The following is a 13,707-nucleotide window of genomic DNA, read 5'->3' as shown; positions in this document are numbered from 1 at the left end:
ACTGAAGGTAAGCCTGACGCGTCACCGGGCTTGCTCGTCATACTTCAGAATGTATTGGCGTTTTACAGGCCCGCTCCCGTGAGAGTAACGGTGAATACAGGCGGTCTGGCTACTCAAAGTATGATAAAGAAAACAGGGGGCAAGGGATGTTGCTTAATAAAATGTGTGGTCGTCGGCTGTCGGCAATCAGTTTGTGCCTGGCCGTAACATTCGCTCCACTGTTCAATGCGCAGGCTGATGAGCCTGAAATGATTCCTGGCGACAGCTCTGCTGCCGTCAGCGAACAACCTACAGCGTTATCTCAACCGCAGGTACAATCTTACGCGACGGGTGTGATGGCGGGAATTCAGCCTCTGCCCAATGGCACATCTGTGGATAAAGCCCGCGCTGAATTGCAGTCTCAACTACCAGCAGGCTATACGCCGGTCTATTTGAGCCAGCTGGAATTGCTGTATGCCGCACGCGAAATGAAACCGATGTGGGAAAATCGTGATGCGGTAAAAGCCTTTCAACAACAGTTAGCCGAGGTGGCTATTGCCGGTTTTCAGCCGCAGTTTAACGCCTGGGTCGCGTTACTGACTGACCCGGCAGTCACTGGCCTGGCACGTGATACAGTACTTTCTGATGCGATGATGGGCTATCTCCACTTCATTGCCAATATCCCCGTCAAAGGTAGCCGCTGGCTCTATAGCGATAAGCCTTATGCACTGGTAACGCCACCGCTCTCCGTTGTTAATCAATGGCAGGTGGCGCTGGACAATGGTCAGCTAACTTCATTTATCACCAGCCTTACACCTCAGCATCCACAGTATGCTGCGATGCATGAGTCGTTGCTGAAGCTGGTGGGGGATTCGCGACCCTGGCCACGATTAACCAGCACCACGACGCTGCGCCCCGGTGAGTGGAGTAATGATATCCCGGCGCTGCGCGAAATTTTGCGCCGCACCGGGATGCTGAATGCCGGTGTCAGCACGTCTGCCAAAGAAGGGCGCAGCGCCTACGATCGCGAACTTGTTGACGCGGTGAAACGTTTTCAGACATGGCAGGGGCTTGGGGCCGATGGCACGATTGGTCCTGCAACACGTGACTGGCTGAATGTCACGCCTGCTCAGCGCGCAGGCGTGCTGGCGCTTAATATTCAGCGTTTGCGCCTGCTGCCGAGTGAGTTGTCTACCGGCATCATGGTGAATATTCCCGCGTACTCGTTGGTGTATTACCAGAATGGCAATCAGGTGCTGGCTTCCCGTGTTATCGTCGGACGTCCCGATCGTAAAACGCCGATGATGAGTAGTGCGTTGAATAACGTGGTTGTAAACCCACCGTGGAACGTGCCGCCGACGCTGGCGCGTAAGGATATACTGCCTAAATTGTGGAACGATCCGGGGTACCTTGAGCGTCACGGGTATACTGTAATGCGCGGCTGGAACAGCAAAGAGACGATAGATCCGTGGCAGGTTGACTGGGCCACAATCACCGCGTCGAATCTGCCATTCCGCTTCCAGCAGGCACCGGGCGCGCGTAATTCGCTGGGTCGCTATAAATTCAACATGCCGAGTTCTGACGCCATTTATCTGCACGATACGCCAAACCATAATTTGTTCCAGAAGGATACACGGGCGCTAAGTTCTGGCTGTGTGCGCGTGAATAAGGCCTCGGAACTGGCGAATATGCTGCTGCAGGATGCGGGCTGGAATGATACCCGTATCTCGGATGCCCTGAAGCAAGGGGATACGCGATATGTAAATATTCGCCAGAATATTCCGGTCAACCTGTACTATCTGACCGCCTTTGTGGGAAGCGATGGGCGTACGCAGTATCGAACAGATATTTACAATTACGATCAGACAGCGCGATCCAGCGCACAAATCATGTCGAAAGCTGAGCAATTAATCAGATAAATGAAGCAGTTCGAGGAAAATGATTGTCGTAAGTTATGACGAAAACGGGGCAGGATGGCTGTAAGCCCCGTATTTCCTGGGTTTGGGAGCCTTGACGTGGACTACTTAGCCAGATAAGGTTTCCCGCGTGCGCTAGAGCATACATACGATAACATTGACCTGTAGACCTTAATACCATGGACAAATTTGACGCTAATCGCCGCAAATTGCTGGCGCTTGGTGGCATTGCCCTCGGCGCTGCCATCCTGCCCACGCCTGCGTTTGCAACACTCTCCACCCCACGTCCGCGTATATTGACGTTGAATAACCTGCATACCGGTGAGTCAATTAAAGCAGAGTTTTTTGATGGCAGGGGCTATATTCAGGACGAATTAGCAAAACTTAATCACTTCTTCCGTGACTTTCGGGCGAATAAAGTGAAATCCATCGACCCGGGATTGTTTGATCAACTCTTCCGTCTGCAGGGACTGCTGGGTACGCGTAAACCCGTACAACTGATCTCCGGCTATCGCTCCATCGATACCAATAACGAACTCCGTGCACGTAGTCGTGGTGTGGCAAAGAAAAGCTACCACACGAAAGGACAGGCAATGGATTTCCATATTGAAGGCATCGCATTAAGTAATATTCGCAAAGCTGCGTTATCTATGCGCGCAGGTGGTGTAGGATACTACCCCAGCAGTAACTTTGTGCATATTGACACCGGTCCTGCACGGCACTGGTGATCCGTAAGCTTAATGAAACAGGAGCTGTATGAACTATCGTATTATTCCGGTCACTGCATTCGCCCAGAACTGCTCGCTAATCTGGTGTGAGCAGACGCGTCTGGCCGCACTGGTCGATCCCGGCGGTGATGCCGAGAAAATCAAACAGGAAGTGGATGCCAGCGGTCTGACGCTCATGCAGATCCTGCTTACCCACGGTCATCTCGACCATGTTGGGGCGGCAGCAGAACTGGCACAGCATTACGGTGTACCGGTTATTGGGCCAGAAAAAGAAGATGAGTTCTGGCTGCAGGGGCTGCCTGCGCAAAGTCGTATGTTTGGATTGGGTGACTGTGAACCACTGACGCCTGATCGCTGGTTAAACGAAGGCGATCGGATTAGCGTCGGCAACGTAACCCTACAGGTGTTACATTGCCCGGGTCACACGCCAGGGCATGTCGTTTTCTTCGATGAACAATCAAAGTTACTGATTTCCGGCGACGTGATTTTCAAAGGTGGCGTCGGGCGCAGTGATTTCCCGCGTGGGGATCACAGCCAACTGATTGACGCGATCAAACGTAAACTCTTACCGCTGGGTGATGACGTGACGTTTATTCCGGGTCACGGACCTGTCTCTACCCTGGGCTACGAGCGGTTGCATAACCCGTTCCTGCAGGATGAAATGCCGGTTTGGTAAAACCAGTCTGTAGGCCGGAGAAGACGCCAGCCTTCGTCTGGCAAAAAAAAGCCCGCTAGTGTGCGGGCTTTCTCTTTTCAGGTGCGCTTACAAAACAGCGACAATCGCTTCGCATAACGGCGCCATGTTGTCTGGCGTCATTCCTGCTACGTTTACGCGTCCGGAAGCAACAGCATAAACACCAAACTCTTCACGCAGACGCAGAACTTGTTCTTTCGTCAGGCCGCTGAATGAGAACATACCGTTCTGTTTGATGATAAAGCTGAAATCGCGGTTTGCGCCTTTCTCCTGCAACGTGTTGACGAACAGCAGACGCATGCGCTGAATACGTTGGCGCATGTCTGTCAGTTCCTGTTCCCAGATTGCACGTAGCGCATCGTTGCTCAGAATTGTCGCGACCACTGAGGCACCGTGTGCCGGTGGGTTGGAGTAGTTCGCACGAATTACTGATTTCATCTGGCTAAAGGCACGGTCAACGGTTTCTGCATTGGCAGCGACCAGCGTACAGGCGCCGACACGCTCATTGTACAGACCAAAGTTTTTGGAATAGGAGCTGGCGACAATCAGCTCTTTATGCAGCGCGGCGAATGCGCGCAGGCCTTCTGCATCTTCTTCCAGACCACGAGCAAAACCCTGGTAGGCGAAGTCGAACAGTGGTAACCAACCTTTTTCGACAGACAGCTGCGCCAGCGTTTGCCATTGCTCCAGCGTCGGGTCAATACCAGTCGGATTATGGCAGCATCCGTGGAATAATACGACGTCGCCAGCTTGTGCTTCAGCCAGGCTTGCCAGCAGCGCATCAAAGTCCAGTGAATGGTTTGCCGCATCGTAATAGTTATATTCACGCACTTCCAGACCAGCAGAGTTAAATACGCTCTTATGGTTCGGCCAGCTTGGGTTGCTGACCCACACGCGTTTTGCGTTGGTGTTTTTTGCCAGGAAATCAGCGGCCACACGCAGGGCACCCGTACCACCAGGGGTCTGTGCTGTACGCGCGCGTTTGTCATTAATCAGTGCACTTTCTTTACCAAACAGTAATTCCTGAGTGCAGCGGCCAAACTCTGGAATACCGTCAATGCCAAGATAGTTTTTGGTGGTTTCATTTTCCAGAATATATTGCTCGGCTTTTTTAACGCTGGTCAATACCGGCGTTTTGCCTGTCTCATCTTTATATACACCGATTCCGAGGTTTATTTTCCCCGGGCGGTCATCGGCACGAAACAAATCAGCCAGGCCCAAAATGGGGTCGGCAGGAGCGGCGGTAATGTTCTCAAACATGACGAGGTTCCATTGTGGTTACAGAAGGGAAGTCCGCTATCAGGTTAACGGTAGATTTACAAAATGCCAACCGTTAGTGACGAAAAGCAGGGGTGTTTTTTGAAGACGCAAGAATCCGCTGGCGGATATAAAAAAACAGGACCGAAGTCCTGTTTTTTAGGCATTTAGCAAAGAGGTCTGCTATTAGAACTGGTAAACGATACCCACTGCAACGGTGTCGTCAGAGCCTACGCCCAGTTTGTTGTCAGAATCGATCTGGTTGATGATGTAATCAACATAGGTGGACATGTTTTTGTTGAAGTAGTAAGTCGCACCCACTTCGAAGTAGTTCACCAGATCTACGTCACCGATACCTTCGATATCCTTACCTTTAGATTTGGTATAGGCGATGGACGGACGCAGACCGAAGTCGAACTGGTACTGAGCAACTAACAGTACGTCTTCAGTTTTGTTCGCATAACCGTTAGAGATACGGGTTGCGTTGCGGGTTTCGCTGTAGTTCGCTGCCAGGTAGATGTTGTTAGCATCGTATTTCACGCCGGTAGCCCACTGCTCAGCTTTGTCGCCATGGCCGCGCAGAAGCGGGTTTTGCTGGGCATCGGTACGGTCAGCCGCGCCGTATGCACCGACGATACCGAAGCCTTCGAATTCGTAGCTTACAGAACCGCCAACGCCGTCACCATTAGAGCGACGAACGTCATCACGCTCGTTTTTACCCAGGTACTGAACAGCGAAGTTCAGGCCTTCAACCAGACCGAAGAAGTTGGAGTTACGGTAAGTCGCGAGGCCACCGTTACGCTGAGAGAAGAACTGGTCGGAAGCTGCAGTATCGCCACCGAATTCTGGCAGCATATCGGTGTAACCCAGTGCATCGTATACGACGCCGTAGTTACGACCGTAATCGAAGGAGCCTGCGTCACCGAATTTCAGACCAGCAAACGCCAGACGGGTTTTGTTACCTTTCTGAGAGTCGTCACCGCCTTCGGAGTTATTGCCGCTGAACTGGTACTCCCACTGGCCGTAACCGGTCAGTTGGTCGTTAATCTGAGTTTCCCCTTTGAAACCAAGACGGGCGTAAGTCTGATCGCCATTAGCGGCGTAGGCGTTGTCACCGTTGTGCTTGGAAAAATAGTGCAGACCTACAGCTTTACCGTAGATATCTACTTTATTGCCATCTTTGTTATAAACTTCTGCAGCGTTAGCTGCCCCGGCTACCAGCAGAGCAGGGATAACCACTGCAAGAATATTGCGCTTCATCATTATTTATTACCCTCATCGGTTTTTATATGACACCTGCCACTGCCGCCAATAAATTCCGTCAATAAAAATTTACGGAACTATTGATGAGAGTTTGGTGTCTTTATGTGTCTGCAGGCATCTTTCCATTCAAACTACCGTTTCGCTACCCTCAAAGTGCTACAAATATAAAGATTTGGTTTCAAAAAGAAAAAATGTGTAACAAGATGTTATTTTTATGCAACTTTGTGAACGACTTCAAATTTCAGCTGTCCCTGCGATTGAATTTTGCTCAATTTTATCTATTTATATGATTTTCTTATGCTTAATTTTTCTAACGACATTTTTATCTCACCCCGCAAAAAAGAACCATTTTTACAAATGCGTATTTTGGACGTCCAGAGCGCCGCACGAATGGGTAATAAATGTTCTATTTGATCATGAAGTGCTAATCCACAATAAAAATAGTGATTATTTTTTGTTCTTAAATGTTGCAGTGAAACATTGCGTAACAGGAAGGGGGAATTTAAGCGTTGAGTTTAGGGCCGGATGAGAGTCCATCTAAGGCGACAAATGCAGCATGTACTAAACGTAAAAAGGCCAGCAGTGCTGGCCTTTAAGATTAAAACGATAACGTCAGAAGCTGGCGTTACGCGGTGTACGCGGGAACGGAATCACATCGCGGACGTTCTGTACGCCGGTGACATAAGCAATCAGACGCTCAAAGCCTAAACCAAAACCGGAATGCGGAACGGTACCGTAGCGACGCAGATCGCGATACCACCAGTAATCTTCTTTGTTCAGACCCATCTCCAGCATACGGGCATCCAGCACGTCCAGACGTTCTTCACGCTGAGAACCACCGATGATTTCACCGATTCCCGGTGCCAGTACGTCCATTGCCGCAACGGTTTTACCGTCGTCGTTAAGGCGCATATAAAACGCCTTAATATCTTTCGGATAGTTTTTAACAACCACCGGCGCTTTAAAGTGTTCTTCGGCAAGATAGCGTTCATGCTCAGAAGACAGATCGACACCCCAGTAAACCGGGTTTTCGAACTGTTTGCCGCATTTTTCAAGAATGCTGACGGCATCGGTGTAATCCACCTGCGCGAAGTCGGCATCAATGAAACGTTCCAGGCGTGAAACCGCGTCTTTGTCGACACGTTCGGCGAAGAACTTCATATCATCTGCACGTTCTTCCAGTACGGCTTTGAACGCGTATTTCAGCATCGCTTCAGCCAGACCTGCAACATCGTTCAGATCGGCAAAAGCGACTTCCGGCTCAAGCATCCAGAACTCTGCCAGGTGACGACTGGTGTTGGAGTTTTCCGCACGGAAAGTCGGTCCAAAGGTGTAGATTTTGGACAGGGCACAAGCGTAGGTTTCACCGTTCAACTGACCGGAAACCGTCAGGAAGGCTTCTTTACCAAAGAAGTCTTTATCGAAATCGACTTTACCCTGATCGTTGCGCGGCAGGTTTTCCAGATCCAGCGTCGAAACGCGGAACATTTCACCGGCACCTTCGGTATCGGAAGCGGTGATCAGTGGGGTGGAAACCCAAAAGAAACCCTGCTCATGGAAGAAGCGATGCAGCGCTTGCGCCAACGTATGGCGTACTCGCGCAACCGCACCAATCATATTGGTACGCGGACGCATGTGTGCGACTTCACGCAGGTACTCAATACTGTGACGCTTCGCAGCCATGGGATAGGTATCAGGATCTTCAACCCAGCCGGTCACTTCAACCTCGGTGGCCTGAATCTCAAAGCTCTGTCCTTGTCCTGGTGACGCAACGACTTTACCCGTTACGATAACCGAACAACCCGTCGTCAGGCGTAATACGTCCTGATTGTAATTGGGCAGAGAATTATTGATGACGGCCTGTACAGGATCAAAGCAGGAACCGTCATAAACGGCGAGGAAGGAGATGCCAGCTTTTGAATCTCGGCGGGTACGCACCCATCCGCGCACGGTGACTTCGCTGTCAACGGCTACGCGGCCCTGGAGTACGTCGGCTACAGGCACAACGCTCATAATATTCTCTCTGTTAATAGTCGGATATATAAACACATGTCCACCCGTAATGGGGGGATACCTATGTTACCTGGCATCTGCAATCAGACAAGCAGAATTCGTAGCTGGAGTGAAAGATTTCGGAAATAAACGTGAAAAGGGAGCCAAAGAGGCTCCCTGGGAAGACTAGCTGGCTTTTTTAATATGCGGAAGATCGAAGGCTTTACGCAGCGCACGAACAAATGCTTTATCGTGGCAAATGGTTTTGCCTGGACTATCTGACAACTTGGCTACCGGCTTACCATTACATTCGACCAGCTTGATAACGATATTTAGCGGCTTCACCTGGGGGATATTACACGTCAGGCGTGTCCCGATACCAAAGCTCAGCTGCACGCGAGAAGAGAAGTGGCGATAGAGCTCAATCGCTTTATTCAGATCGAGGTTATCTGAGAACACCAGCGTTTTGCTTTGCGGGTCAATACCCAGTTTTTCATAATGAGCGATGGCTTTCTCACCCCATTCCACCGGATCGCCAGAGTCGTGGCGCAAACCCTGATAGCGGGTTGCAAACTCAGCGCCAAAGTCACGCAAAAACGCGTCCATAGTGATGCAATCGGTCAGGGCGATGCCGAGTTGGTCGGGATATTCGTTCAGCCAGGCGGCCAGGGCAACGCGCTGACTGGTCGCAAGCTCAGGGCTGATTTGCTGGTGTGCCTGGAACCATTCATGCGCCTGAGTCCCCATTGGGGTTAATGACAGGCGGCGGGCGAGATCGTAGTTGCTGGTGCCAACAAACCACGGTTCCTGCTTCAGACGATTAACAATAGCTTGCTGCACTTCGCGTGAAAAACGACGACGCGTGCCGAAATCCATCAGATGGAAGCGGGACATATCGACATCTTTCGTTAATGTAGTGAATTCTGCTAACTTGTTTTCCAGCTCAGTCAGTGCCTGCGGCACGCCAGATTCTGGTGAACGGTAACGGTGTACCAGTTCGCTTATTACCGCCAGCAGCGGGACTTCCCACATGATGACTTCACGCCACGGGCCAGTTAAGCGGATGCTCAGCTTACCGTTATCATTGGTGACGCACACCTGTTGCGGGTTGTAGCGGAAATCACGTAACCAGGTGAGGTAATCAGCTTTAAAGAAGGGCAGGCCGGAGAGCCACTGGTACTCGTCCTCCTGCAGTTGCAGGTGCTGCATAGCGTTCACCTGCTCGCGAATAGAATCGGCATAAATACCGAGCAGGTCATCGCCACGGCAACGAAATTCAGCCGCTACTTGTACATCATAGTAGTGGTGAAAAACGGCTTGCTGCATATGCAACTTATAAGCGTCTGTATCCAGCAGCGAGTGCAGAACAGGAGAAGCGAATTGTGTCATAGGTGTGCAGTAGCATCCTCTCACGGGAGCGTTTAGTACAATAAACAACTAAGAAAACCGCTGGAGTATACCCTGTTTAGCGATTTATTGAACCCCGATCACACCATAAGCTGTCTTTCTGGTCGAGGGCAATTCGTGCCTCGTGTTATACAAATGTAGCAAAAAGGGTGTTTGTACCTGAAAAGATGAACATTCTGCGTAGCGCGATTTACGCAACAGGAATAGACTGAACCCGAGACTCTACCCAAGATGCTAAAGGTTTTTTATGACACAACAGCCACAAGCCAAATACCGCCACGACTACCGTGCGCCGGATTACCAGATTACTGATATTGACTTGACCTTTGACCTGGATGCTGAAAAAACCGTGGTCACTGCCGTGAGCCAGGCTGTCCGTCAAGGTGCGTCTGATGCTCCCCTACGCCTGAATGGCGAGGATCTGGCCCTGGTGTCAATCCACGTGAACGACGAACCGTGGACAGAGTATAAAGAAGAAGAGGGTGCTCTGGTCATCAGCCACCTGCCGGAACGTTTTACGCTGCGTATCGTTAATGAAATCAGCCCAGCAGCTAACACCGCACTGGAAGGGCTGTATCAGTCCGGCGATGCGCTCTGTACGCAGTGCGAAGCGGAAGGGTTTCGCCATATTACCTGGTATCTTGACCGCCCGGACGTGCTGGCGCGCTTTACCACCAAAATTATCGCCGATAAAACCAAATATCCGTTCCTGCTTTCCAACGGTAACCGCGTGGCGCAGGGCGAACTGGATAACGGTCGTCACTGGGTGCAGTGGCAGGATCCATTCCCAAAACCGTGTTATCTGTTCGCGCTGGTAGCCGGTGATTTCGATGTCCTGAGCGACACCTTTACCACCCGCTCCGGGCGTGAAGTCGCGCTGGAATTGTACGTTGACCGCGGCAACCTGGACCGTGCTCCGTGGGCAATGACCTCGTTGAAAAATTCCATGAAGTGGGATGAAGAGCGTTTCGGCCTGGAGTATGACCTCGACATCTATATGATTGTCGCGGTGGATTTCTTTAATATGGGGGCGATGGAGAATAAAGGTCTGAACATCTTTAACTCCAAGTATGTACTGGCGCGTACCGATACTGCGACCGACAAAGATTACCTCGATATTGAGCGGGTCATTGGCCATGAATATTTCCATAACTGGACCGGCAACCGCGTAACCTGCCGTGACTGGTTCCAGTTGAGCCTGAAAGAAGGCTTAACCGTGTTCCGCGATCAGGAGTTCAGCTCCGATCTCGGTTCCCGCGCGGTAAACCGTATTAGCAACGTGCGTACCATGCGCGGCTTGCAGTTTGCTGAAGATGCCAGCCCGATGGCGCATCCAATTCGCCCGGATATGGTCATTGAAATGAACAACTTCTACACCCTGACCGTGTACGAAAAGGGCGCTGAAGTGATTCGTATGATCCACACCCTGCTGGGTGAGGCTAACTTCCAGAAAGGGATGCAGCTCTATTTCGAACGTCATGACGGTAGCGCCGCGACCTGTGACGATTTCGTACAGGCGATGGAAGACGCTTCCAACGTCGATCTGTCTCATTTCCGCCGCTGGTACAGCCAGTCCGGTACGCCGATACTGACTGTGCGTGATGACTATAATCCGACAACGGAACAATATACGCTGACTATCAGCCAGCGTACGCCAGCCACGCCGGATCAGGCTGAAAAGCAGCCGTTGCATATTCCTTTCGCCATTGAACTTTATGACAACGAAGGCAAAGTGATCCCGTTGCAAAAAGGCGGACATCCGGTGAATTCCGTGCTTAACGTCACCCAGGCCGAGCAGACGTTTGTCTTTGATAACGTCTACTTCCAGCCGGTTCCGGCACTGCTGTGTGAGTTCTCTGCGCCGGTGAAACTGGAATATAAATGGAGCGATCAGCAACTGACCTTCCTGATGCGTCACGCGCGTAACGATTTCTCTCGTTGGGATGCGGCTCAGAGCCTGTTGGCGACCTATATTAAGCTGAATGTTGCCCGACATCAGCAGGGACAGCCGCTGTCACTACCGGTACACGTTGCTGACGCATTCCGGGCGATTCTGCTTGATGAGAAAATCGATCCGGCACTGGCGGCAGAGATCCTGACGCTGCCTTCCGTCAACGAAATTGCTGAGCTGTTTGAGATTATCGATCCGGTGGCGATCGCTGAGGTACGTGAAGCTTTAACCCGCACGCTGGCTGCTGAACTGGCAGATGAATTCCTGGCTATTTATAACGCCAATCATCTTGATGAGTACCGTGTCGAACACGCTGATATCGGCAAACGTACGCTGCGCAATGCCTGCCTGCGCTTCCTCGCCTTTGGCGAAACGCATCTGGCGGACACACTGGTGAGCAAGCAGTACCGTGAAGCCAATAACATGACCGATGCGCTGGCGGCGCTGTCAGCCGCTGTTGTGGCGCAACTGCCATGTCGTGATGCGCTGATGCAGCAGTATGACGATAAGTGGCACCATGACGGTCTGGTGATGGATAAATGGTTTATCCTGCAATCTACCAGCCCGGCAGATAACGTGCTGGAGACGGTACGTGGCCTGTTGAAGCATCGCTCCTTCAGTATGAGCAACCCGAACCGCATTCGTTCTCTGATTGGTGCCTTTGCGGGTAGTAACCCGGCCGCATTCCATGCGGAAGATGGTAGCGGCTATCAGTTCCTGGTCGACATGTTGACCGAACTGAACAGCCGAAATCCTCAGGTGGCATCTCGTTTGATTGAGCCGCTGATTCGCCTAAAACGCTATGATGCAAAACGTCAGGCGAAGATGCGGGCAGCATTGGAACAACTGAAAGGTCTGGAAAATCTCTCCGGCGATCTGTTCGAGAAGATAACCAAAGCATTAGCCTGATAATGTTGCCGGATGATGATGCAATTGCGTCACCATCCGGCATTATCAACCGTGTCGACGTACTGCCTGCTCGGTATATCCCCTCTGCATCACCCGATTCAACACTTCCGCTTCGAGTTCCGCCAGGCGCACTGAACCCATCCGTCGTGGACGCGGGATATCTACGGTCAAGTCCAGACCGATTTTCCCGTCCTCAATCAACAACACGCGATCGGCCATCGCCACGGCTTCGCTGACATCATGAGTGACCAGCAGTACGGTAAAACCGTGCTCTTGCCACAAAGTGACAATCAAATCCTGCATTTCCAGGCGGGTGAGTGCATCCAGCGCGCCGAGTGGTTCATCCAGCAACAGCAGTCCGGGACGATGAATCAGTGCGCGTGCCAGCGCCACGCGTTGTTTCTGACCACCGGAAAGGGCGGCAGGCCATTCCTGCGCCCGGTTTTCCAGCCCAACGGAAGCTAGCGCATCACGGGCAGCATCTTGCCAGTTGCTTTTCAGACCCAGACCTACGTTATCGATAACTGATTTCCACGGCAGCAGGCGCGCATCCTGGAACATCATCCGCGTATCATCCTGAATATCCACCAGCGGTGTGGTTCCGGCGAGTAATTCCCCTGCGTTGGGAGATTCCAGACCGGCCAGCAGACGAAGCAATGTGCTTTTTCCGCCGCCGCTGCGACCGACCACGGCGACAAATTGACCTGCCGGAATGTGCAAATCTAACTGATTGAGCACCGTATTGGCGCCGTAGCGTTTTGTCACGCCGCTAAGCAGCAGCGGTGTTCCCTGATTTATACGTGCAGTATTCATACGGTGGCCTCCTTCGCATGGTAAGCCGGGTTCCAGCGTAGCCAGATACGTTCCAGTAATTGCGCGCTGACATCGGCAAGCTTACCGAGCAGGGCGTAGAGAATGATGGCCACTACCACTACATCCGTTTGCAAAAACTCGCGGGCATTCATTGCCAGATAGCCGATGCCAGCATTAGCAGAAATGGTTTCCGCGACGATAAGTGTCAACCACATCAGCCCGAGGGCAAAACGCACGCCGACCATGATCGAGGGCAGGGCGCCGGGCAGGATCACATGGATAAACAGCGAAATACCGGATAACCCATAGCTGCGTGCCATCTCCACCAGCCCACGATCGATATTGCGGATCCCATGCCATGTGTTGATGTAAATCGGGAACAACGTCCCCAGCGCAACAAGAAAGATCTTGGCGGATTCATCAATACCGAACCACAAAATTACCAGCGGGATTAGTGCCAGATGTGGGATGTTACGTAGCATTTGCACTGAGGTGTCCAGCAAGCGTTCGCCCCAGCGTGACAGGCCGCTTATCAATCCCAGTGTCAGGCCAATCGATCCGCCGATGGAAAAGCCGATCGCAGCCCGCCAGGAACTGATCGCCAGATGCTGCCAAAGCTCGCCGCTGGCGGAAAGTGTCCAGAAGGCTTCCACCACACCTTGCGGGGAGGGCAGAATGCGGGTGGATAGCCAGCCCATTGATGACGCGAGCTGCCAGACCGCCACCAGAGCGAGTGGTAAAAACCACGGAGCAAGGCGCAGTAACCACCTGTTTTTCGGCGTTGCCATCATCGGGCTC

General features: G+C 51.9%; 10 protein-coding genes. 4 read left to right on the top strand and 6 right to left on the bottom strand.

All coding sequences use genetic code 11. The features are described 5' to 3' along the window. The first annotated feature begins 146 nt into the window (after positions 1-146). From ldtD to OGX95_RS02515, 3 genes are all read left to right on the top strand, one after another. On the top strand, positions 147-1,898 hold the full coding sequence (ldtD, locus tag OGX95_RS02525; RefSeq protein ID WP_286628205.1) for a L,D-transpeptidase: 1,752 nt from the start codon (positions 147-149) through the stop codon (positions 1,896-1,898). Positions 1,899-2,074: 176 nt separating this feature from the next. Continuing rightward, positions 2,075-2,623, top strand: coding sequence for a peptidoglycan L,D-endopeptidase MepK (gene mepK / locus OGX95_RS02520; RefSeq protein ID WP_003831948.1), 549 nt, complete (start codon positions 2,075-2,077; stop codon positions 2,621-2,623). Between the two features lie 28 nt (positions 2,624-2,651). After that, entirely contained in the window at positions 2,652-3,299 is a 648-nt protein-coding gene (locus OGX95_RS02515) for an MBL fold metallo-hydrolase (protein ID WP_286628204.1), read from the top strand. Between the two features lie 87 nt (positions 3,300-3,386). On the opposite strand, the gene aspC is transcribed toward OGX95_RS02515, so the two are convergent. The 4 genes from aspC to pncB all read right to left on the bottom strand — a co-directional run bounded on the left by aspC (position 3,387) and on the right by pncB (position 9,218). After that, a complete protein-coding gene (aspC, locus tag OGX95_RS02510) occupies positions 3,387-4,577 on the bottom strand; it encodes an aspartate transaminase (protein ID WP_286628203.1) in 1,191 nt (396 codons plus the stop codon). A gap of 183 nt (positions 4,578-4,760) precedes the next feature. Next, positions 4,761-5,837, bottom strand: coding sequence for a porin OmpF (ompF, locus tag OGX95_RS02505; RefSeq protein ID WP_286628202.1), 1,077 nt, complete (start codon positions 5,835-5,837; stop codon positions 4,761-4,763). 612 nt (positions 5,838-6,449) lie between these two features. Next, entirely contained in the window at positions 6,450-7,850 is a 1,401-nt protein-coding gene (gene asnS / locus OGX95_RS02500) for an asparagine--tRNA ligase (RefSeq protein WP_202039013.1), read from the bottom strand. A 165-nt stretch (positions 7,851-8,015) separates the two neighbouring features. Then, positions 8,016-9,218: a nicotinate phosphoribosyltransferase gene (pncB, locus tag OGX95_RS02495; RefSeq protein ID WP_286628201.1), complete on the bottom strand. Its 1,203-nt coding sequence runs from the start codon at positions 9,216-9,218 to the stop codon at positions 8,016-8,018. 265 nt (positions 9,219-9,483) lie between these two features. Here pncB and pepN point away from each other — a divergent pair, with 265 nt between their 5' ends. After that, positions 9,484-12,096, top strand: a complete 2,613-nt coding sequence (gene pepN, locus OGX95_RS02490) for an aminopeptidase N (RefSeq protein WP_286628200.1) — start codon at positions 9,484-9,486, stop codon at positions 12,094-12,096. Between the two features lie 45 nt (positions 12,097-12,141). Here pepN and ssuB read toward each other — a convergent pair whose 3' ends face one another. After that, on the bottom strand, positions 12,142-12,909 hold the full coding sequence (ssuB, locus tag OGX95_RS02485; protein ID WP_286628199.1) for an aliphatic sulfonates ABC transporter ATP-binding protein: 768 nt from the start codon (positions 12,907-12,909) through the stop codon (positions 12,142-12,144). Continuing rightward, the gene (ssuC, locus tag OGX95_RS02480; protein WP_286628684.1) at positions 12,906-13,697 is read right to left on the bottom strand and encodes an aliphatic sulfonate ABC transporter permease SsuC; all 792 of its coding nucleotides are present in this window, start codon (positions 13,695-13,697) and stop codon (positions 12,906-12,908) included. Before ssuC ends, ssuB begins: the two co-directional genes overlap by 4 nt. Positions 13,698-13,707 lie beyond the last annotated feature (10 nt).

This window comes from Citrobacter sp. Cu233 (assembly GCF_030332225.1).
Lineage (GTDB): Bacteria > Pseudomonadota > Gammaproteobacteria > Enterobacterales > Enterobacteriaceae > Citrobacter.
This window is presented reverse-complemented; position numbering and strand designations above follow the sequence as displayed.